17 protein-coding genes and 3 tRNA genes are annotated in these 21,443 nt (G+C 54.1%); 7 read left to right on the forward strand and 13 right to left on the reverse strand.

Annotation, left to right across the window (positions count from 1 at the left end; all coding sequences use genetic code 11):
* Positions 1-52: 52 nt before the first annotated feature.
* From hfq to nnr, 6 genes are all read right to left on the reverse strand, one after another.
* Positions 53-361: an RNA chaperone Hfq gene (gene hfq, locus K8W53_RS20895; protein ID WP_001051875.1), complete on the reverse strand. Its 309-nt coding sequence runs from the start codon at positions 359-361 to the stop codon at positions 53-55.
* A gap of 82 nt (positions 362-443) precedes the next feature.
* The gene (gene miaA / locus K8W53_RS20900) at positions 444-1,394 is read right to left on the reverse strand and encodes a tRNA (adenosine(37)-N6)-dimethylallyltransferase MiaA (RefSeq protein ID WP_023203307.1); all 951 of its coding nucleotides are present in this window, start codon (positions 1,392-1,394) and stop codon (positions 444-446) included.
* A complete protein-coding gene (gene mutL, locus K8W53_RS20905; protein WP_017441210.1) occupies positions 1,387-3,243 on the reverse strand; it encodes a DNA mismatch repair endonuclease MutL in 1,857 nt (618 codons plus the stop codon). The genes miaA and mutL overlap by 8 nt, the downstream gene beginning before the upstream one ends.
* A 9-nt stretch (positions 3,244-3,252) precedes the next feature.
* Positions 3,253-4,572, reverse strand: coding sequence for an N-acetylmuramoyl-L-alanine amidase AmiB (gene amiB / locus K8W53_RS20910; protein ID WP_000640348.1), 1,320 nt, complete (start codon positions 4,570-4,572; stop codon positions 3,253-3,255).
* A gap of 16 nt (positions 4,573-4,588) precedes the next feature.
* A complete protein-coding gene (gene tsaE, locus K8W53_RS20915) occupies positions 4,589-5,050 on the reverse strand; it encodes a tRNA (adenosine(37)-N6)-threonylcarbamoyltransferase complex ATPase subunit type 1 TsaE (protein WP_000981984.1) in 462 nt (153 codons plus the stop codon).
* Positions 5,022-6,569: a bifunctional ADP-dependent NAD(P)H-hydrate dehydratase/NAD(P)H-hydrate epimerase gene (gene nnr / locus K8W53_RS20920; protein WP_023223755.1), complete on the reverse strand. Its 1,548-nt coding sequence runs from the start codon at positions 6,567-6,569 to the stop codon at positions 5,022-5,024. Before nnr ends, tsaE begins: the two co-directional genes overlap by 29 nt.
* On the opposite strand from nnr, the gene queG reads away from it, so the two are divergent.
* Complete coding sequence (gene queG / locus K8W53_RS20925; protein WP_001615111.1) at positions 6,568-7,707, forward strand: tRNA epoxyqueuosine(34) reductase QueG; 1,140 nt, start codon at positions 6,568-6,570, stop codon at positions 7,705-7,707. The two genes, nnr and queG, sit on opposite strands and share 2 nt — an antisense overlap.
* A 269-nt stretch (positions 7,708-7,976) precedes the next feature.
* Here queG and K8W53_RS20930 read toward each other — a convergent pair.
* The 3 genes from K8W53_RS20930 to K8W53_RS20940 all read right to left on the reverse strand — a co-directional run bounded on the left by K8W53_RS20930 (position 7,977) and on the right by K8W53_RS20940 (position 8,277).
* Positions 7,977-8,052 (reverse strand) — tRNA-Gly (locus tag K8W53_RS20930).
* Between the two features lie 36 nt (positions 8,053-8,088).
* A tRNA-Gly gene (locus tag K8W53_RS20935) sits at positions 8,089-8,164 on the reverse strand.
* Positions 8,165-8,201: 37 nt separating this feature from the next.
* A tRNA-Gly gene (locus K8W53_RS20940) sits at positions 8,202-8,277 on the reverse strand.
* 275 nt (positions 8,278-8,552) lie between these two features.
* Between K8W53_RS20940 and K8W53_RS20945 the strand changes: the two genes are divergently transcribed.
* The gene (locus tag K8W53_RS20945) at positions 8,553-9,293 is read left to right on the forward strand and encodes an arginine ABC transporter substrate-binding protein (RefSeq protein WP_000727897.1); all 741 of its coding nucleotides are present in this window, start codon (positions 8,553-8,555) and stop codon (positions 9,291-9,293) included.
* Positions 9,294-9,354: 61 nt separating this feature from the next.
* Here the strand turns inward: K8W53_RS20945 and orn are convergent, their stop codons facing one another.
* Positions 9,355-9,900, reverse strand: coding sequence for an oligoribonuclease (gene orn, locus K8W53_RS20950; RefSeq protein ID WP_001271546.1), 546 nt, complete (start codon positions 9,898-9,900; stop codon positions 9,355-9,357).
* A 106-nt stretch (positions 9,901-10,006) separates the two neighbouring features.
* On the opposite strand from orn, the gene rsgA reads away from it, so the two are divergent.
* The 3 genes from rsgA (at position 10,007) to mscM (ending at position 15,464) form a co-directional block, all read left to right on the forward strand.
* A complete protein-coding gene (rsgA, locus tag K8W53_RS20955; protein WP_000041945.1) occupies positions 10,007-11,059 on the forward strand; it encodes a small ribosomal subunit biogenesis GTPase RsgA in 1,053 nt (350 codons plus the stop codon).
* Between the two features lie 91 nt (positions 11,060-11,150).
* Entirely contained in the window at positions 11,151-12,119 is a 969-nt protein-coding gene (asd, locus tag K8W53_RS20960; RefSeq protein ID WP_023201206.1) for an archaetidylserine decarboxylase, read from the forward strand.
* Positions 12,120-12,137: 18 nt separating this feature from the next.
* Positions 12,138-15,464 (forward strand): miniconductance mechanosensitive channel MscM, encoded by a 3,327-nt coding sequence (mscM, locus tag K8W53_RS20965; RefSeq protein ID WP_001236749.1) that lies wholly within the window; start codon positions 12,138-12,140, stop codon positions 15,462-15,464.
* Between the two features lie 66 nt (positions 15,465-15,530).
* Here mscM and K8W53_RS20970 read toward each other — a convergent pair whose 3' ends face one another.
* The 3 genes from K8W53_RS20970 to epmA all read right to left on the reverse strand — a co-directional run bounded on the left by K8W53_RS20970 (position 15,531) and on the right by epmA (position 18,602).
* Positions 15,531-15,845 carry a YjeO family protein gene (locus K8W53_RS20970; protein ID WP_000074656.1) on the reverse strand — a complete coding sequence of 105 codons (315 nt, stop codon included), beginning with the start codon at positions 15,843-15,845 and terminating at the stop codon, positions 15,531-15,533.
* Positions 15,846-15,896: 51 nt separating this feature from the next.
* Entirely contained in the window at positions 15,897-17,399 is a 1,503-nt protein-coding gene (gene yjeM, locus K8W53_RS20975) for a glutamate/gamma-aminobutyrate family transporter YjeM (RefSeq protein WP_001651321.1), read from the reverse strand.
* Positions 17,400-17,624: 225 nt separating this feature from the next.
* Positions 17,625-18,602 carry an elongation factor P--(R)-beta-lysine ligase gene (gene epmA, locus K8W53_RS20980; RefSeq protein ID WP_000004797.1) on the reverse strand — a complete coding sequence of 326 codons (978 nt, stop codon included), beginning with the start codon at positions 18,600-18,602 and terminating at the stop codon, positions 17,625-17,627.
* Positions 18,603-18,924: 322 nt separating this feature from the next.
* Here epmA and frdA point away from each other — a divergent pair, with 322 nt between their 5' ends.
* Complete coding sequence (gene frdA, locus K8W53_RS20985; protein WP_001192952.1) at positions 18,925-20,715, forward strand: fumarate reductase (quinol) flavoprotein subunit; 1,791 nt, start codon at positions 18,925-18,927, stop codon at positions 20,713-20,715.
* Complete coding sequence (gene frdB, locus K8W53_RS20990; protein ID WP_000829509.1) at positions 20,708-21,442, forward strand: fumarate reductase iron-sulfur protein; 735 nt, start codon at positions 20,708-20,710, stop codon at positions 21,440-21,442. Before frdA ends, frdB begins: the two co-directional genes overlap by 8 nt.
* Position 21,443: the final 1 nt, after the last annotated feature.

A 21,443-nucleotide genomic window follows, 5' to 3' on the forward strand; every position in this document is an offset into this window, starting at 1 on the left:
CCAGCGGGGGCGATTATCCGACGCCCCCGACATGGATAAACAGCGCGTGAACTTATTCAGTCTCTTCGCTGTCCTGTTGCGCAGTAGAACCCTGCGCGTTGCTACCGTGATGGTAGTTATTGCTGGCGCCGCCACCGGCATTGTTGCTGTGATGGGAAACCGGGCGAGACGGGACAACAGTAGAAATCGCGTGCTTATAAACCATCTGGCTGACCGTGTTCTTCAACAGGATCACGAACTGATCAAAGGACTCGATTTGACCTTGCAGCTTAATACCATTCACCAAATAAATAGAAACTGGAACACGTTCCCGACGCAATGCGTTCAGGAACGGATCTTGTAAAGATTGCCCCTTAGCCATTCTCTTTTCCTTATATGCTTATTTGTACTTTGAACCTTTCGATTCTGAAAAATTGCGCACGATACGTCTCAATTGTACACATTCAGTCTGCGATAGCACCAACAACCTGTAATACTTCTTTTCGCGCCCGATCGGGATTCTCACTGTCAAGCCAGCGCACCCCTTCCCAACCGCGCAACCAGGTCATCTGGCGCTTCGCCAACTGTCTCGTGGCGCAAACACCTCTATAAACCATTTCATCATATGAGATTTCGCCCTCAATGTATGACCACATCTGGCGGTATCCCACACAACGGATGGAAGGCAAGTCCGTATGCAAATCTCCTCGGGCAAAAAGCGCCCGGACTTCTGCTTCAAAACCTGAAGCCAACATCTGATGAAAACGCAGTTCAATGCGCTGATGGAGCAGTTCACGGCTCGCCGGGGCGATAGCGAACTGATGCACCTGGTACGGTAGCGCGTCTCCTGACGTTTGCGTTAGCTCCGTTAAAGTTTTACCCGAAATGAAAAAAACTTCCAGTGCCCGGGAAAGTCTTTGCGGATCATTTGGATGAATTCGCGCGGCGGCAACCGGATCTATCTCCTGAAGTTGCTGATGCAACGCCTCCCATCCAAGCTCCGCTGCTTGCTGCTCTATCCGGGATCTGACTTCCGGATCTGCTGAAGGCAGCGGCGATAACCCTTCCAGCAATGCCTTAAAATACAGCATGGTACCGCCCACTAACAGCGGGATACGCCCCGCAGCGGTGATCTCCGCCATTTGCGCTAACGCGTCGCAGCGAAAATCCGCCGCCGAATACGCCTGCGACGGGTCGCGTATATCTAACAGTCGATGCGGCGCCGCTTTCAGCTCATCGGCATTCGGCTTAGCCGTGCCAATATCCATTCCCCGATAAATGAGGGCGGAATCAACGCTTATCAACTCTACTGGCAAAACTTTACGCAGTTCTATCGCCAGCGCCGTTTTGCCGGAGGCCGTCGGCCCCATCAAAAATATCGCCTTAGGCAGGCTCGCCTTGCTTACATCATTCATGCTTCAGGGCGTTCATCGCCGAATGTAAATCAACAGGTTGTAACAGGCCACCCGGCGGCGCTTTTACCAGCTGCGGACATAGCCGCTCAACATCCGCCAGCAGCGATATGGCCTGCGCCATCGACCACTGCGGATGTTCGCTCTGCACATTACGCGCTATCCATTGTGCAATATTGACCGTTGCAAATGTGGTCTGTTGCGCCAGGTAGCCTATCAGTTCAGGAATCAAGATTTGTAAATTTTGTTGTCGTAAGGGTAAAGGCACCGCCCGAATGGTCACATGCTGCGCATCTGACTGAAATTCAATACCCAATTCTCCCAACAAAGATTGGGCTTTTTGCAGTGCGGCTTTTTCATCGGCGCTCACTTTTAAACGCAGCGGAATCAGCAACGGCTGCGCGCAAACCGGACTTTGACCCGGTGTAAGCTGCGCCTGACGCAGCCAACGCTCCGCAACCGGCAGTGACAAGAGCTGGATAGTCCCCGCGTGTTCCAGCAACGCGCAGTCACCGCCGACTATCGTCAGTACGCGACCAAAACTCTGGCTATGTCCGTCAAGCGCAGGCGCAACCGGCTCCGGCGCGGGGCTCGTCGTCGGCGTCTGTAAAAGCGTGCGATAAACCTCGCCCTGCTGCTTCTGATAACCTGGCTGCGCGTGCGGCCAACCACCTGCGGACTGACGCCCGCCGTTACCGCCCGATGCGCCGCCGGAATAACGCGGTGTCGCGGGCTCGCGCGCCGCAGTTGGCTCGGCGGGTACAGCAAAATGGTTGCGCCCGGCGGCGATACGGTTTTCCGGGACATGCCGCGGCGCTGGCGCAATCTCCTCCAGCGGCAGCGCCGTTTCCGTCTGCTGTTGCAGAACGCTCAGCACCCCTTGATAGATGAAGTCGTGCACCAGCCGGGATTGATGAAAACGCACTTCGTGCTTGGCGGGATGAACATTGACATCCACCTGATGCGGGTCAATCTCCAGATACAATACAAACGCAGGCTGTTGGTCCGCGCCCAGTTTATCTTCACAGGCCTGGCGAATGGCATGGTTGATCAAGCGGTCGCGCATCATGCGGCCATTCACATAGCAGTACTGGATCTCCGTTAACGCCGTGGTGGTGTGATTCGGATCGGCGACCCAGCCGCGCAGGGTCAGATCGCCATGCTGCCACTCGATCGCCAGTGCCTGTTCGAGAAACGGCGTGCCGCAGATGGCGCCTAACCGGCGCTCTTTTTGCCCGTCCTTTGCGACAGCGCGATACTGTCGTACCAATTTGCCGTTGTGCGACAGGTTAAGCGTGACGTCAAAACGGGCCAATGCAATACGACGGATGATCTCATCGATATGATTAAATTCCGTTTTTTCGGTACGCATGAATTTGCGCCGGGCGGGCGTATTATAAAAGAGATCCAGAACTTCCAGGGTGGTGCCGACCGGGTGCGCGGCGGGTTTTACCGTCACGTCCATGTCGCGCCCTTCCGCATACGCCTGCCAGGCTTCCGCCTGCTCCGCCGTGCGCGACGTTAGCGTCAAACGCGAGACCGAACTGATACTGGCCAGCGCTTCGCCGCGAAATCCCAGACTGATAATCGCTTCCAGATCGTCAAGCGAGGCGATTTTACTGGTGGCATGACGGGCCAGCGCCAGCGCCAGCTCCTCTTTTTTAATGCCGCAGCCATTGTCGCGAATACGAATAAGCTTCGCGCCGCCACGCTCGATGTCGATATCAACGCGGGTGGCGCCTGCATCCAGACTATTCTCTACCAGCTCTTTAACAACCGACGCAGGGCGTTCCACCACTTCGCCAGCGGCGATTTGGTTCGCAAGCTGCGGCGGCAGAACCTGAATCGGCATGAAATCTCCTTAATTCGCGGCGGTTATGGCGCCAGGCTGGTTGGTACTGGCCGTCTGGCCTGGGCCGCCCTGCGGCGCAGACTGGATCGGATGCGCTGCAAAGTACTTACGCAACCCCCGGTATATAGCGTCAGCAATCTGTTGCTGATAGCGGTCGCTCGCCAGCAATCGCTCTTCGCCGTGATTACTGATAAAGCCCGTCTCCACCAAAATGGACGGGATATCCGGCGAACGCAGCACGCCCAGGCTAGCGTGTTCCGGGCGGCGTTTATGCAGCGACCCCACGCCGTCGAGTTGGCTTAGTACGTTCGTCGCCACATCATACCCTACCCGCTGCGAATGACCGAATTGCAAATCCAGTACCGCCTGGCTCAGGTAAGGGTCTGACTGACTGTTCGCCAGCACATCGCCAGCGCCGCCTAACAGTTCGGATTGCTTCTCATGCTGCTCAAGCCAGTTTGCCATTTCGCTGTTCGCGCGACGATTGGACAATACCCAGACGGAGGCGCCGGTGGCGTCGCGATTTGGCGCGGCATCCGCATGAATAGAGACAAGGAAGTTGGCGTTTTGCTTACGCGCCACGTCAGACCGCCCCATCACCGAAATAAAATAGTCGCCGTCACGCGTCAGCACGCCTTTAAACATCGGATCGTTATTCAGCAATGTGCGTAACTTACGCGCGATGGCGATGGTGACATTTTTCTCGCGCGTACCGCCCGGGCCTATCGCGCCGGGGTCCTGGCCTCCATGTCCGGCATCAATAGCAATCACCACTTTATCGCCAGCGCCTGCCGACGCGCGCGCCGCAGGCCGCGTAACGGTATTGCTGCTGGTTACGCCGGTCAGGCGATCATCAGAAGATTTAAACGGATTACGGGCAGGCTCCGTCGGGCGGGGCGCGCTTTCAACCCGTTTCGCGACGACAGGCGGTGGCGGCGGCGGAACATCGGCATTAATGGTGAAAATGACCGTATAGTTGCCGCCGTTTTGCCGCTTCACCGCCTCGGTTTTACCATTTTCCGTCAGATCGACAAGCAACCGTAAAGATTGCGCATCTTTCGGCGTTCCGGCACGGATCGTTTTCACCAGATTGTTACCGCTAAACTGAAGCGGCAGCCCCTGAATCACGCCGGTCTGCCTGATATCCAGCGCCACGGTACGTTTACCGTCCTGTGAGTAAGCATATTCCGGCTCGCCGATAAAACTCAGCGTAATGCGCGCCTGCTGCTCGCCGTTGGACACCTGAATATCAGAGAGACTGGCGGCGCCCGCGTGCGCGCACAGCAGGATTAAGGCTGCTATTACGGCATTTTTGATGCGATAAATCATCCCGCCACCTTTATAGCTAATCGGCTAAACGCGCCAGTAACGAATGACCCGATGAGGATACCGCGCTTACGCGAGCCTCACGCCCCTGCGCCTGGTAATCAATATGGATTTCGACGTCCGGGTCGGGGAGAACGCCTTTACCTTGTTGCGGCCACTCCACCAGACAAATGGCGTCGTTGGCGAAATAATCGCGAATGCCCATAAACTCCAGCTCCTCCGGGTCCGCAAGACGGTATAAGTCGAAGTGATATACCATCATGTTATCAAGCGCATAAGGCTCTACCAGCGTATAGGTGGGGCTTTTTACATTACCGTTATGGCCTAACGCCTGTAAAAATCCCCGGCTAAACGTCGTTTTACCGGCACCTAAATCGCCATACAGATAAATAACGGTCGCGCCATCGCAGGCGTTGGCTACCCGTTGCCCCAGGTCTAGCGTCGCCTGTTCGTCAGGTAGCGGAATTACTCGATTCATCATGGTTTACGTCAATCACATCAGGGTTAACAATACGCCGCAGCGTAGTAAAAAGATCGGTCGCCAACATGCCGCGAGCGCCATAACGCGCTGCCAGTAAGTCCGCCGCCGCGCCGTGAGCCACACATCCCACACATGCCGCATCATACGGGGTAAACTTCTGTCCGAGCAATGCGCCGATGATGCCGGACAGGACATCGCCCATCCCGCCGCTCGCCATCCCTGCATTACCAGCGTCAATGATAGCCAGAGGGTGGTGTTCAGCGGCGATAATCGTTCCTGCGCCTTTTAACACGACCACGCCTCCATACCGTTTTACCAGACGCTGCGCTGAAAGTAAGCGATCACTTTCAATTTCTGCCACAGAACATCCTAACAGGCGGGCAGCCTCTCCCGGATGCGGCGTAATCACGCGATTGTGACGTTTATCAGGATTGATTGCCAGTAGGTTCAACGCATCCGCATCCCACAGCATAGGTTTACGGACGTTTTCTACTTTCTGTAAGGCTTTTTTGCCCCATTCCTGCTGCCCAAGCCCCGGGCCGATCACCACAACGTCAGCCCAGGTCAGGCTCTCTTCCAGCGACTGAGGCGTGAGTTCATGTACCATCAGTTCCGGGCGGGCCGTCAGCAACGGCGCAATGTTTTCACCGCGGGTCAGTACTCTGACCAACCCAGCCCCCGTACGCAGCGCCGCCTCGCCAGCCATCCGAATTGCGCCCGCTGTTCCCTGGTCGCCGCCAATAATCGCCAGACGACCATGATCGCCCTTATGCGAGGTCGGTCGACGCGGCGTTAGCCATTGCCCCAACTGCGTCGCGTCAAAACGCCGGAGCGGCGGCGTCTGGCTCGCCAGCCAGCCTTCCAGTCCCAACGCGTCATAATGCAATATGCCGGTAACGTCACGCGCTTTGCCGGTCAGCAGGCCTGGTTTCAGGGCGATAAACGTGACCGTATGCGCGGCGTTTATCACCGCGCCAGGCGTAGCACCCGTTTGCGCCAGCAGGCCTGACGGGATATCGACGGCGACAACCGGCGCAGGATGGGCGTTCGCCTGTTCAATCAGACCGGCTACCGGGTCGCGCGGCGCCTGGGCTATGCCGGTGCCAAGCAGCGCGTCGATAATCAGATCCGTCGCTTCCGGCCAGATAATATCGGCAGCATGGATAATGCCGCCAGCATTCAGCCAGGCATCGCGCGCCTGCGCCGCTTCTTCAGGTAACGGTTTGTCGCTCTCCTGCGCCAGCAACGTTACGCTAATGCCCGCCGCTTGCGCTAGTCGCGCCACGACGTAACCATCGCCGCCGTTGTTGCCATGACCACACAACACCAGCCAGTGTCGGGTGTCAGGATAACTGTCACGGGCTACCCGAAATGCCGCGTCGCCAGCGCGCAGCATCAATTCATAGAGTGTGAGTCCGAAGGCATCCGCCGCATCGCGTTCCAGCCGTTTGATGTCATCGGCGGGCCAAATGGAGTGTGGTATACTTACAGGGTTTTTCTTCATGTTATGGTCCATCATGTCAAAGCCCCTCGATCTCAATCAGTTAGCGCAAAATATTAAGCAGTGGGGGCTGGAACTGGGCTTTCAGCAGGTCGGTATTACTGATACCGATCTGCGCGCATCCGAACCTGCGCTGCAGGCGTGGCTGGACAAACAATACCACGGCGAGATGGCATGGATGGCGCGCCACGGTATGATGCGCGCCCGGCCTCATGAACTCTTACCCGGTACGCTACGTGTCATCAGCGTGCGCATGAACTATCTGCCCGCCAACGCCGCGTTTGCCAGTACGTTGAAGGATCCCACGCTGGGCTACGTTAGCCGATATGCGCTGGGGCGTGATTATCACAAGCTGTTACGCAGCCGCCTTAAAAAACTGGGCGAGCAGATCCAGCAGTACTGCGGTTCGCTGAATTTTAGACCGTTTGTCGACTCTGCGCCTATTCTTGAACGCCCATTAGCGGAAAAAGCCGGACTTGGCTGGACGGGTAAGCACTCACTTATCCTTAATCGGGAGGCCGGCTCATTCTTTTTCCTGGGGGAATTGTTGATTGATTTACCGCTGCCGGTCGACCAGCCGGTCGAGGAAGGTTGCGGCAAATGCGTCGCCTGTATGACCATTTGCCCGACCGGGGCGATTGTCGAACCGTATACGGTGGACGCGCGGCGCTGTATTTCTTATCTCACCATTGAGCTGGAAGGCGCTATTCCTGAAGCATTTCGCCCACTGATAGGCAACCGTATTTACGGCTGCGATGACTGCCAGCTTATCTGTCCGTGGAATCGTTACTCTCAGTTGACCGACGAAGCAGATTTTAGCCCACGCAAGGCGCTGCATAACCCAGATTTGGTTGAGTTGTTTAGCTGGAGCGAAGCGCAGTTTCTGAAAGTCACTGAAGGTTCTGCGATTCGGCGCATTGGTCATTTACGCTGGCTGCGCAATGTTGCCGTCGCGCTGGGGAATGCGCCGTGGAGTAATGCCGTCATTACGGCGCTGGAAAGCCGCAAGGGTGAGCATCCACTTCTCGATGAGCATATCGAATGGGCGATTGCGCAACAAATTGAAAAGCGGAACGCCTGCATCATTGAAGTGCAGCTACCGAAAAAACAGCGTCTGGTCAGGGTGATTGAAAAAGGGCTGGTGCGCGATGCCTGAATTATTCACAGGCTGTGTATAAAAATAAAAACACATTGCGATTCAAGAGGGAAAAAAGGAATAGTCAATAACGCTAACGTTTTGAAATCTTATTTTTTCTATATTTTTCAGTAAATTATAGAAATTCTACGCGTCAGGTATAATTTTTTGCATTCCAGGAGTAATGGGCCGCCCTGTGGATAAGTCTGTTTACAAGGATCTGACGAAAGCGGAACAAAACGTGCCCCAACGCGATATTCGTTGTGGATAATTTTACTGTAGATAAGAATTGGAGCGGGAAACGAGACTCGAACTCGCGACCCCGACCTTGGCAAGGTCGTGCTCTACCAACTGAGCTATTCCCGCTTGGGTGCGTCTGTGCTTAACAAGCACTTTCAAATTTGGAGCGGGAAACGAGACTCGAACTCGCGACCCCGACCTTGGCAAGGTCGTGCTCTACCAACTGAGCTATTCCCGCTTGGGTGCGCTTGTACTTAACAAGTACTTTCAAATTTTGGAGCGGGAAACGAGACTCGAACTCGCGACCCCGACCTTGGCAAGGTCGTGCTCTACCAACTGAGCTATTCCCGCAAATTTGTTGCTGTCGTAATTCGCATTTCTGCGTCGTTACGGGAGGCGCATTATACGAGAAATCCATTTAGCTGCAAGCCCCTGAACGCATTTTTTCGCGATTTTTGTTTGAATGCTGATTAAATCACCAAACAAGACAAAAAACGAGCAAAGCGTGCGCTATGCAACAAAAAACTTTTCACGCCACGCCTAAAGGCACAGAATCAGAATAGCACCCTGCGCCAAAAAAAGAATAGCACGGTGACCACAACATCCAATTGATATCAGGGATCAAGATGAAAAAAAAACTTATTGTCATGCTGTTAGCCAGCCTCTCCGTTCACGCCGCTTCCGTTTCCGCCAGAACATTACATTTTGGCACCTCCGCCACCTATGCGCCCTATGAGTTTGTCGATGCCGATAATAAAATTGTTGGTTTCGATATTGATGTCGCCAACGCGGTCTGCAAAGAGATGCAAGCGGAGTGCTCATTTACTAACCAGAGCTTTGATAGTCTGATCCCCAGCCTACGCTTCAAAAAGTTTGATGCGGTGATCGCCGGTATGGATATGACGCCCAAACGTGAGCAGCAGGTCTCCTTTAGCCAACCCTATTACGAAGGTCTATCGGCGGTAGTCGTCACGCGTAAAGGGGCTTATCACACTTTTGCCGATCTGAAAGGCAAAAAAGTCGGTCTGGAAAACGGTACAACGCATCAGCGCTATTTGCAGGATAAACAACAAGCTATCACGCCTGTCGCCTATGACAGCTATCTAAACGCCTTTACCGATCTGAAAAACAACCGTCTTGAGGGCGTGTTTGGCGATGTCGCCGCGATTGGTAAGTGGCTAAAAAACAATCCGGATTACGCCATCATGGATGAACGCGCCAGCGATCCTGACTACTACGGAAAAGGGTTAGGCATTGCGGTACGCAAAGGCAACGACGCGCTATTGCAAGAAATTAATGCCGCGCTCGACAAGGTGAAAGCATCGCCGGAATATGCGCAAATGCAGGAGAAATGGTTTACGCAGTAATTCAGTGTGGGGAGAGCTGCCGGATGAGACGCTGTGGCGTTGCCATCCGGCATGTTACGCCTCACAGCTTAATGAAATGCTCGCGGTAGTAAGCCAGCTCCGCCACCGACTCGCGAATATCATCCATCGCCTGGTGCGTGCCCTGCTTGGTAAAGCCGGCCAGAATCTCCGGCTTCCAGCGGCGCGCCAGTTCCTTGAGCGTACTGACATCCAGATAGCGATAGTGGAAGTAGGCCTCCAGTTCCGGCATATATTTAAACAGAAAACGACGATCCTGACCGATGCTGTTACCGCAAATCGGCGACTTACCCGCAGGCACCCACGTTTTCAGAAATTCAATCGTCGCCAGTTCAGCGTCTCGTTCGCCCATCGTACTTGCCTTAACGCGATCTACCAGGCCGCTGCCGGTATGGGTGCGCACGTTCCAGTCATCCATTAACGCCAGTTGCGCATCGGATTGATGTACCGCAATCGTCGGCCCTTCCGCCAGAATATTCAGGCTGGCATCCGTTACCAGTGTGGCTATCTCAATAATGCGATCGCGCTCGGGGTCCAGACCTGTCATCTCCAGATCGATCCAAATCAGGTTGTTTTCATCGGCACTCATGCTATTTTCCACCCTTCAGAGGTCACATTCACTGTGACTATATTCATCTACAATTGCGTGTATCATAGATGTTTTGCCCACTATGGGCGACCAGGAGCCAGTACGATTGAGCAAAAATAAACTCTCCAAAGGCCAGCAGCGCCGTGTGAACGCCAATCACCAGCGTCGTTTAAAAACGTCCGCGGAGAAAGCCGACTACGATGACAACCTGTTTGGCGAGCCTGCAGAAGGTATCGTCATTAGCCGTTTTGGTATGCATGCCGATGTGGAGTCTGCTGACGGCGAGGTTCACCGTTGCAATATCCGCCGCACTATCCGTTCGCTGGTGACGGGCGATCGCGTCGTCTGGCGTCCGGGCAAAGCCGCCGCAGAGGGCGTCAACGTAAAAGGCATCGTTGAAGCGGTGCATGAGCGCACCTCGGTATTGACGCGCCCGGACTTCTACGACGGCGTGAAGCCTATTGCCGCCAACATTGACCAAATCGTTATCGTCTCCGCGATTTTGCCGGAGCTGTCGCTGAATATCATCGATCGCTACCTGGTCGGCTGTGAAACCCTACAGGTTGAGCCGCTTATCGTACTCAATAAAATTGATCTGCTGGACGACGAAGGTATGGACTTCGTTAATGAGCAGATGGATATCTACCGCAATATCGGCTATCGCGTGCTGATGGTCTCCAGCCATACGCAGGATGGTCTGAAACCGCTGGAAGAGGCATTAACCGGTCGCATCAGTATTTTTGCCGGGCAGTCCGGCGTCGGAAAATCCAGCCTGCTAAATGCTCTGCTCGGCTTACAGAACGAGATTCTGACGAACGATGTGTCGAATGTCTCTGGTCTGGGTCAACATACCACTACCGCTGCTCGTCTGTATCATTTCCCGCATGGCGGCGATGTCATTGATTCCCCCGGCGTGCGCGAGTTCGGCTTATGGCATCTGGAGCCGGAACAAATCACCCAGGGCTTTGTCGAATTTCATGACTATTTGGGACATTGCAAATACCGGGACTGCAAGCATGACGCCGATCCAGGCTGCGCCATTCGCGAAGCGGTAGAGAACGGCGCTATTGCGGAAACCCGTTTCGAAAATTATCACCGAATTCTTGAAAGTATGGCGCAGGTAAAAACGCGTAAAAACTTTTCTGATACGGACGACTGACAGATACGCTAGGCGTCGTTAGAATCGTCCCCTTTTTTCAGGATACCGGTATAACTGCCGGTTCAGGAACAACAATGGCCTGGAGGCTACCTTGTTAAACTCATTTAAACTTTCGCTACAATACATTCTGCCGAAACTATGGCTCACTCGCCTGGCGGGCTGGGGCGCAAGCAAACGAGCAGGATGGCTGACAAAACTGGTTATCGATCTCTTCGTAAAGTATTACAAAGTCGATATGACCGAGGCGCAAAAACCGGATACCGCCAGCTATCGTACGTTCAATGATTTCTTTGTTCGTCCGCTGCGTGATGACGTGCGTCCGCTCAATACCGATCCTAACATCCTGGTGATGCCTGCTGACGGCGTGATAAGCCAGTTGGGTCGTATCGAAGAAGATAAAATTTTGCAGGCCAAAGGCCATAATTACAGCCTTGAGGCGTTGCTGGCGGGTAACTACCTGATGGCGGATAAGTTCCGCAACGGCACGTTTGTAACCACTTACCTCTCCCCTCGCGACTACCATCGCGTGCATATGCCATGCAACGGCATCCTGCGCGAAATGATCTACGTACCGGGCGATCTGTTCTCCGTTAACCATCTGACCGCGCAAAACGTCCCCAACCTGTTTGCCCGCAACGAGCGCGTTATCTGCCTGTTTGATACCGAGTTCGGCCCTATGGCGCAGATTCTGGTCGGCGCAACTATTGTCGGCAGTATCGAAACCGTCTGGGCGGGGACCATTACCCCGCCGCGCGAAGGCATCATCAAGCGCTGGACCTGGCCAGAAGGCGAACATGAAGGGTCTGTCGCCTTGTTGAAAGGCCAGGAGATGGGACGCTTTAAACTGGGTTCCACGGTCATCAACTTATTTGCGCCGGGGAAAGTGAATCTGATCGCGTCGCTGGCAAGCCTGTCCGTTACCAAAATTGGCCAACCGCTGGCGACGTCGACCGAAACATTCGTCGTGCCGGAGGTAGAACCTGCTCCGCTGCCGGCAGAAGAAATTAAAGCCGAACACGACGCCAGCCCGCTGGTTGACAATAAAAAAGACGACACCTAATCAAGAGAGAATGCTGACGTGCGCCTGATTATCGCTTTTCTGATGGCCTGGTGCCTCAGCACGGGGGCGTTCGCCGCAACGGCCCCCGACGCCAAACAAATCACGCAGGAACTGGAGCAGGCAAAAGCGGCGAAGCCCGCTCAGCCGGAAGCCGTTGAGGCGCTCCAGACTGCGTTAAACGCGCTTGAAGAGCGAAAAGGCTCGCTTGAGCGCGCGAAACAATATCAACACGTTATTGATAATTTCCCTAAGCTATCCGCCACCTTGCGCGCCCAGTTGAATAATCTGCGCGATGAACCTCGCAGCGTACCGCCAGAGATGTCCACCGAAGCGTTAAATCAGGAGATCTTGCAGGTTAGCAGCCAGCTACTGGATAAAACCCGCGAGGCGCAACAGGAGCAGGAGCGCGTCAGGGAGATCGCCGACTCGCTCAGCCAGCTTCCCCAACAGCAAAACGACGCCCGCCGCCAGCTTAATGAGATTGAGCGACGGCTCGGCGCCGCAGGCGGAAGTGCCGCGCTTAGCCAGGCGCAAAGTCTCAATATGCAGGCGGAGTCCGCCAAACTAAAAGCGTTAGTCGACGAACTGGAGTTGGCGCAACTGTCCGCCAACAACCGTCAGGAACTGGCTCGTCTGCGTTCCGAGCTGGCGGAAAAACAGAGTCAGCAATTGGATGCGTATCTTCAGGCGCTGCGCAATCAGCTCAACAGCCTGCGCCAACGTGAAGCGGAACGCGCGCTGGAAAGCACTGAGCTGCTGGCGGAAAACAGCGCCGGTTTGCCGGAAGGCATCGTCGAACAATTTAAAGTCAACCGCGAGCTGTCACAGGCGCTCAATCAACAAGCGCAGCGGATGGATCTGGTCGCCTCGCAGCAGCGACAGGCCACCAGCCAAACGTTACAGGTGCGTCAGGCGCTCAATACGCTGCGGGAGCAGTCGCAATGGCTTGGCGTGTCCAACATGCTTGGCGAAGCGCTGCGCGCGCAGGTCGCCCGTCTGCCAGAGATGCCTAAGCCGCAGCAGCTTGATACGGAAATGGCGCAGCTACGCGTTCACCGTATGCGCTATGAAGAATTACTCAATAAGCAACCGCAGCTACGGCAAATACGTCAGGCCAATGGACAGCCGCTGACCGCCGAGCAAAACCAGATTCTTGACGCCCAGCTTCGCACTCAGCGCGAGCTGCTCAACTCTTTGTTACAGGGCGGCGATACGCTGATCCTGGAGCTGACCAAACTGAAAGTCTCCAACAGCCAACTGGAGGATGCGCTTAAAGAGGTTAATGAAGCGACCCACCGTTATCTGTTCTGGACCGCTGACGTTAGCCCGCTATCGCTCTCCTGGCCTGTTGATTTGGTTCAGGATTTACGTCGGCTTATCTCATTAGATACGTTTAATCAGTTAGGTAAAGCCAGCATCATGATGCTGACCAGCAAAGAGACGCTACTGCCGTTATTCGGCGCGCTGGCGCTGGTCGGGTTTAGCCTCTATTCGCGCCAACACTTCAACCGGTTCCTTGAGCGCTCGGCCTCGCGCGTCGGGAAAGTCACCCAGGATCACTTCTCGCTGACGCTGCGAACGGTGTTCTGGTCGATTCTGGTCGCCTCGCCGCTGCCCGTCTTGTGGGCGACGCTCGGCTATGGTCTGCAGGAAGCCTGGCCGTATCCGCTGGCCGTCGCCATCGGCGATGGCGTGACGGCGACAGTACCGCTGTTGTGGGTAGTCATGATTTGCGCCGCGTTTGCCCGCCCTAATGGTCTGTTTGTGGCGCATTTCGGCTGGCCGCGAAACCGGGTAGCGAAAGCGATGCGCTACTACCTGATGAGCATTGGGCTGATCGTGCCGCTCATCATGGCAGTGATCATGTTTGATAATCTTAACGATCGGGAGTTTTCCGGCTCGTTGGGCCGCCTTTGCTTCATCCTGATATGCGGCGCGCTGGCGCTGGTCACGCTGAGTCTGAAAAAAGCGGGCATCCCGCTCTATCTTGATAAAGAAGGCAACGGCGACAACATGGTCAACAGCCTGCTGTGGAATATGCTGATGGGCGCGCCGCTTATCGCGATTCTGGCGGCGGCGGTGGGTTATCTGGCCACGGCGCAGGCGCTACTGGCGAGACTGGAAACCTCGGTCGCCATCTGGTTCCTGTTGCTGGTCATTTATCACGTCATTCGCCGCTGGATGCTGATCCAACGACGCCGACTGGCTTTTGACCGCGCCAAACATCGTCGGGCGGAAATGCTGGCGCAGCGCGCGCGCGGCGAAGAAGAACCGGCGCACTCCTCCAGCCTGGAAGGCGCGGTCGACATCGATGAAAGTGAAATCGATCTTGACGCTATTAGCGCTCAGTCGCTGCGTCTGGTCCGCTCAATTCTGATGCTTATCGCCCTGCTATCGGTAATTGTACTGTGGTCGGAAATCCACTCGGCATTCGGCTTCCTGGAGAATATTTCGCTGTGGGATGTCACCTCTACGGTGCAAGGCGTGGAAAGCCTGGAGCCGATTACCCTCGGGGCGGTGCTCATTGCGATTCTGGTCTTTATCATCACCACGCAGTTGGTGCGTAATCTGCCTGCGCTGCTGGAACTGGCGTTATTACAGCATCTCGATTTAACGCCTGGTACCGGTTACGCCATCACGACCATCACCAAATATCTGTTAATGCTGATTGGCGGGCTGGTCGGTTTCTCGATGATCGGCATTGAGTGGTCGAAGCTACAATGGCTGGTGGCCGCGCTCGGCGTTGGGCTTGGTTTTGGCCTGCAAGAAATTTTCGCTAACTTTATCTCCGGCCTGATTATTTTGTTTGAAAAGCCGATTCGTATCGGCGATACGGTGACCATTCGCGATCTCACCGGCAGCGTGACCAAAATCAATACCCGCGCCACCACCATCAGCGACTGGGATCGTAAAGAGATTATCGTGCCGAATAAAGCCTTTATCACCGAACAGTTTATCAACTGGTCGCTGTCTGACTCCGTTACGCGCGTGGTGTTAACCATCCCGGCACCGGCGGATGCCAATAGCGAAGAGGTGACGCAAATTCTGCTGACGGCGGCGCAGCGCTGTTCTTTGGTGCTGGACAACCCGCCGCCTGAAATCTTTCTGGTGGATCTCCAGCAGGGTATTCAAATTTTCGAACTGCGTATCTATGCCGCGGAAATGGGACACCGTATGCCATTACGCCATGAGATCCACCAATTGATTCTGGCGGGCTTCCGCGAGCACGGTATTGATATGCCGTTCCCACCGTTCCAGATGCGTCTGGAGAGTCTCGGCGGTAAACAAACGGGGAGAACGTTAACGTCAGCGGGTAAAACCAGCCGCCCGGCGGGCAGTTTGTAAACGCAATGGCGCCGGATGACGCTAAAAGACTCGATGACATAGGCTTATCAGGTCTTTTAGCATAGATCACACACAAAACTGATAGCGCAAGAAGAATTGCCAGGACCAGTAAGCAAATATCACCAACGCGACACAGTACAAAAACCAACTACGTATTTTCTTATACACAGTAACGTAAAAAAACGGGAAAAACAGGGGCAGCGTCATCATCGCGCCAAAACCTCTGGAATCATCATTTTCGACAGTTCTCATCACATCACAAATGTTGGTTATCCCACTCTCGCCAATCATCCACTCTTTATCCAGGACTGAAAATACAGCGATGAGTGGGATAGCCAGTAAAATCCAGATAGCGCACAATGCAAACATTTTCGGACTCATTATAAATATCCTTTTCATAAAGCCGATGAGCTAACGCTATCCGGACAAAGATTACTCCGCCGCCCACTCCGGATCAGCGCTCATGCGGCTGCTGTAATTCTGATAAATCGCCATCGCCAGCAACGAGAAGAAGATCGGGCCGCCGATCATCCACAAGGCGCTGTCCCAGTCCCCAGCTTCAATCACCGGCTGGATGATGGTAAAGACGTTGGCAAACGTCACCACCAGCACCACAACACCCGTCGCGACCAGGGTAGAGGCTTTGGTTTTAAAGAGAACAAATGGCCGCTCCAGATCCTGACGCGCTTTAAAGAAGGGAAATGCCAGCGCAAGGAACAGGTATGGCAAGGTCATTGAGACGTTCGCCATCAGCGTGAGTTTGTTATAAAACGCCGATGCGGTGTCACCGCCAAAAGAGACCAGCAAAATAAACAGACTCACCAGCACGCACTGTAGCCACATAGCGATCGCCGGCATACCGTTAGCGTTCAGTGTCGTCATCGGCGCGGGCCACAACGCTTTTGGCGTCCCCTGAATAATGGCTTTCAGCGGTGAATAGCTCAACGTAAAAAACGCGCCGGTATAAGCCAGAAACATAGAAAGGCCGGTGATACGCGCAAACCAGACGCCCACCGTCATCGCTGCGTCCGGAGAAAGGTTTAACGCGTTACCTAATGTCGTGCCTAAACTCGACATCAAAATGTAGGTAATATTCCCTAAGTTAACGGCGCTATTACTTAATATCTGTTGCCAGTTAGTGCTGACGCCCCATAAAAAGATCGCCAAAGAATAACCAATTGAAATCACAATAGCCGCGAAAACAATACCTTTCGCAAAATTCTTTTCCGGTTTCTCGGTTTTATCCACCAGTCCGCCGACAGCCTCAATACCGCCGTAAGCAAAAATAGCAAATACCACAAATGACAACATTGCCAGGCCGGAGTGATAACCCGGATTCGGTGACGAGGTAAAATTAATTTCTTGTGCAAAATGCCCACCATTTAATAACAAAATAGCGACACTCACTAACAATAAAACTAAATTAAGACACATTACGGCAATACCTCCGACCGCCGTAATTCGCGCAATTTTATTGATCCCTCTGGCGGCGACACACGTCACCAGAATCATCCAGCCAACGGCGAGCAGCCCGACAACCTGCGTAGGCTCAAGCCCCGCAATACGCCAGTGCTGCGTCATATCGGCGCCAAAAACAAAAGTAGAAAACGGTACCCAAATTTTTGCCGCCGTACTTACCATCCATATGACATACGATGAAAACCACATAAACGTGCCGATAAACGCGTAACGTGGCCCCACGCTATTATTCATCCACGAATAGATCCCGCCCTCTTCTTTGCGATAAGCGGAACCCATTTCAGCCATCATTAAGGCGAATGGAATAAAAAACAGCAAGGCAGAAAATATATACCACGGGATTGCGCTATACCCCATTAAATAAAACGCCGACGGGCTATTCGCAAAACCAAAAACAGAAGTAAAAATCATCAGGATAAGCCCAATAAGGCTCATCTTTTTTATCGTGTGGGTCATTCAACCATCCCTTACGCTCGAGCGCGTTTGCCAGACGCCGCTCACCGATTGACGCCGCCTTCTTTTTTACAAAGGTCAGCGATAAAAAAATCAACACAGGATTGATACCTAAATGGCATCAAAGTTCCAGCCTTATGTTGTGGCAAACAGAGGATAATTGAAAAAATATGCTACAAAATGGCGCTTATTGCGCCATTTTATCTCGCTAAAGAGTGAATTTCAGATTTACGCCCGATCGACCGTAAAAGCAATCACGTCCGCCAGACTTTCTGCTCCCAGCGCCAGCATCACCAGACGATCAACACCCAGCGCCACGCCGGAACAATCCGGTAGACCGGCGGCCAGCGCATCCAGTAGATTTTGGTCAATCGGCTGCTGCGGCAGACCGCGCGCGGCGCGCTTACGATTGTCTTGTTCAAAGCGCTGTTGTTGCTCACGTGCGTCCGTCAGTTCGTGGAAACCATTCGCCAGCTCAATACCTTTGTAGTACACCTCAAAGCGCTCGGCGACGCGATGATCCTCGGTACTGATTTGTGCCAGCGATGCCTGACTTGCCGGAAAGTGATAAATAAAGGTCGGCTTTTCTTTACCTATATGCGGCTCAACCCCCATCGTGAACAGCAGTTGCAGCAACGTATCACGGTCTTCTTCCGTATCGGCGATATTGCTTAAATCAAGCTTTGCCGCCGCCTCACGCAGTTGCGTTTTATCTGCTGATAACGGGTCAATCTCCAGATGGCGCTGAAACGCCTGTTGATAGGAGAGACTTTCCGCAGGTTGACAATCCAGCACTTGCTGAAGCAAATCATCCACTTCATTCATCAGGCGGTACATATCGTAATGCGGGCGATACCACTCCAGCATAGTGAATTCCGGATTATGATGTCGTCCCATCTCTTCATTACGGAAACTGCGGCATAGCTGGAAAACCGGACCGCACCCTGCCGCCAGCAGGCGTTTCATATGGTATTCCGGACTGGTCATTAAATAGAGGTTCATCCCCTGGGAATGGCCAGGTCCGACGAAACGCGTTTCGAACGGGAACAGATGAATGTCTGTGACCGTCGCCTGACTCATGCAGGGCGTCTCAACCTCAAGCACTCCACGATCGGCAAAGAAACGACGGATTTCCGCCATAATCGCCGCACGTTTTAATAAATTGGGGATGGACGCGCTCGGCTGCCAGGTTGCCGTTTCGCTCATGATTCTTTCTCCAGTTTAAGACAAGGTCACGAAGTCTACTCGCAACGCGCGGGCGAAACAAATTTTGCGCAGGCGTATCGGGCGCCTTCTGGAGGGTAAAAAAAGTGATTTCAGATGGTTTAGTAATTAAATTAATCAAAATCAATGATAATTCATCCCTCTGATACGCTAAAAAAATCGAACACGTCAAATTTCCCTCACATCCCTGAGACTATACTGTTGTACCCATAAAGGAGCAGTGGAAACGCATTCATACTTCGCAGAACCCAGAGGCTTTATCTGGCTGCGCGAGGGTGAAATTACAATAATCTGGAGGAATGTCGTGCAAACCTTTCAAGCCGATCTTGCCATTATAGGCGCCGGTGGCGCGGGATTACGTGCTGCAATTGCTGCCGCACAGGCGAATCCCAATGCTAAAATCGCACTGATCTCAAAAGTGTACCCGATGCGCAGCCATACCGTCGCTGCCGAAGGGGGTTCAGCCGCTGTCGCCCAGGATCATGACAGCTTTGACTACCATTTTCACGATACGGTAGCAGGCGGAGACTGGCTGTGTGAGCAGGATGTCGTGGATTACTTTGTCCACCATTGTCCCACTGAGATGACGCAGCTGGAGCAATGGGGCTGCCCGTGGAGCCGCCGTCCGGACGGTAGCGTTAACGTGCGTCGCTTCGGTGGTATGAAAATCGAGCGTACCTGGTTCGCCGCGGATAAAACCGGCTTCCATATGCTGCATACTCTGTTCCAGACTTCCCTGCAGTTCCCACAAATCCAGCGCTTTGACGAACATTTTGTGCTGGATATTCTGGTCGATGACAACCATGCGCGCGGCCTGGTGGCAATGAACATGATGGAAGGCACGCTGGTGCAAATCCGCGCCAACGCCGTGGTCATGGCGACAGGCGGCGCAGGCCGCGTATACCGCTATAACACCAACGGCGGCATCGTCACCGGCGACGGGATGGGCATGGCGCTGAGCCACGGCGTTCCGCTGCGTGATATGGAATTCGTTCAGTATCACCCGACCGGCCTGCCAGGTTCCGGTATCCTGATGACTGAAGGTTGCCGCGGCGAAGGCGGTATTCTGGTCAATAAAAATGGCTACCGTTACCTGCAAGACTACGGCATGGGCCCCGAAACGCCGCTGGGCGAGCCGAAAAACAAATATATGGAACTGGGGCCGCGCGACAAAGTATCCCAGGCTTTCTGGCACGAATGGCGTAAAGGCAACACCATCTCCACGCCGCGCGGCGATGTGGTTCACCTCGACCTGCGTCATCTCGGCGAGAAGAAACTGCATGAACGTCTGCCGTTCATTTGCGAACTGGCGAAAGCCTATGTCGGCGTCGATCCGGTTAAAGAACCGATTCCAGTACGTCCGACCGCGCACTACACCATGGGCGGCATTGAAACCGACCAGAACTGTGAAAGCCGTGTCAAAGGGCTGTTTGCCGTTGGCGAATGCTCCTCTGTTGGCCTGCATGGCGCGAACCGCCTCGGTTCCAACTCACTGGCGGAACTGGTGGTATTTGGTCGTCTGGCTGGCGAACAAGCAATGGAACGCGCTGCGACGGCAGGCGCCGCAAATAGCGCCGCGCTCGACGCCCAGGTTGCCGATATTGAACAACGTCTGAAAAATCTGGTGAACCAGGAAGGCAACGAAAACTGGTCGAAGATCCGCGATGAGATGGGTCTGTCTATGGAAGAAGGTTGTGGTATTTACCGTACCCCGGAACTGATGCAGAAAACCATTGATAAACTGGCCGAGCTTCAGGAACGTTTCAAGCGCGTACGTATCTCCGATACCTCCAGCGTGTTCAACACTGACCTGCTGTATACCATCGAACTGGGTCATGGTCTGAACGTGGCGGAATGTATGGCGCACTCTGCGCTGGCGCGTAAAGAGTCCCGCGGCGCGCATCAGCGTCTGGATGAAGGCTGTACCGAGCGCGACGATGTGAACTTCCTCAAGCACACCCTCGCCTTCCGCGATGCTGATGGCACGACCCGTCTGGAATACAGCGACGTGAAAATCACCACCCTGCCGCCAGCTAAGCGTGTTTACGGCGGTGAAGCGGAAGCAGCCGATAAGAAGGAGAAGGCGAATGGCTGAGATGAAAAACCTGAAAGTTGAGGTGGTGCGCTATAACCCGGAAACCGATACCGCGCCGCACAGTGCTTTCTATGAAGTTCCTTATGATGAAACAACATCGCTACTGGACGCGTTGGGCTACATCAAAGATAACCTGTCGCCAGACCTGAGCTACCGCTGGTCCTGCCGTATGGCGATCTGCGGCTCTTGCGGCATGATGGTCAACAACGTCCCTAAACTGGCGTGTAAAACCTTCCTGCGCGATTACACCAACGGTATGAAGGTGGAAGCGCTGGCGAACTTCCCGATTGAGCGCGATCTGGTTGTCGATATGACGCACTTTATCGAAAGCCTGGAAGCGATCAAACCGTACATTATTGGCAACTCTCGCACGCCAGATCAGGGGCCGAATGTCCAGACCCCGGCGCAAATGGCGAAGTACCACCAGTTCTCCGGTTGCATCAACTGTGGTCTGTGCTACGCCGCGTGCCCGCAGTTCGGTCTGAATCCTGAGTTTATCGGACCGGCTGCGATTACGCTGGCGCATCGCTATAACGAAGATAGCCGCGATCACGGTAAGAAGGAGCGTATGGCGCAGTTGAACAGTCCGAACGGCGTATGGACCTGTACTTTCGTGGGCTACTGCTCCGAAGTCTGTCCAAAACATGTCGATCCGGCTGCGGCCATTCAGCAGGGTAAAGTGGAAAGCTCGAAAGACTTTCTTATCGCCACCCTGAAACCACGCTAAG

This window comes from Salmonella sp. A29-2 (assembly GCF_020150755.1).
Lineage (GTDB): Bacteria > Pseudomonadota > Gammaproteobacteria > Enterobacterales > Enterobacteriaceae > Salmonella > Salmonella enterica.

Coding starts and splice junctions, on each gene's coding strand:
- hfq (WP_001051875.1), bottom strand. CDS start 361: ATGGCTAAGGGGCAATCTTTACAAGATCCGTTCCTGAACGCATTGCGT.
- miaA (WP_023203307.1), bottom strand. CDS start 1,394: ATGAATGATGTAAGCAAGGCGAGCCTGCCTAAGGCGATATTTTTGATG.
- mutL (WP_017441210.1), bottom strand. CDS start 3,243: ATGCCGATTCAGGTTCTGCCGCCGCAGCTTGCGAACCAAATCGCCGCT.
- amiB (WP_000640348.1), bottom strand. CDS start 4,572: ATGATTTATCGCATCAAAAATGCCGTAATAGCAGCCTTAATCCTGCTG.
- tsaE (WP_000981984.1), bottom strand. CDS start 5,050: ATGATGAATCGAGTAATTCCGCTACCTGACGAACAGGCGACGCTAGAC.
- queG (WP_001615111.1), top strand. CDS start 6,568: ATGTCAAAGCCCCTCGATCTCAATCAGTTAGCGCAAAATATTAAGCAG.
- nnr (WP_023223755.1), bottom strand. CDS start 6,569: ATGATGGACCATAACATGAAGAAAAACCCTGTAAGTATACCACACTCC.
- K8W53_RS20945 (WP_000727897.1), top strand. CDS start 8,553: ATGAAAAAAAAACTTATTGTCATGCTGTTAGCCAGCCTCTCCGTTCAC.
- orn (WP_001271546.1), bottom strand. CDS start 9,900: ATGAGTGCCGATGAAAACAACCTGATTTGGATCGATCTGGAGATGACA.
- K8W53_RS20970 (WP_000074656.1), bottom strand. CDS start 15,845: ATGAGTCCGAAAATGTTTGCATTGTGCGCTATCTGGATTTTACTGGCT.
- yjeM (WP_001651321.1), bottom strand. CDS start 17,399: ATGACCCACACGATAAAAAAGATGAGCCTTATTGGGCTTATCCTGATG.
- epmA (WP_000004797.1), bottom strand. CDS start 18,602: ATGAGCGAAACGGCAACCTGGCAGCCGAGCGCGTCCATCCCCAATTTA.
- frdB (WP_000829509.1), top strand. CDS start 20,708: ATGGCTGAGATGAAAAACCTGAAAGTTGAGGTGGTGCGCTATAACCCG.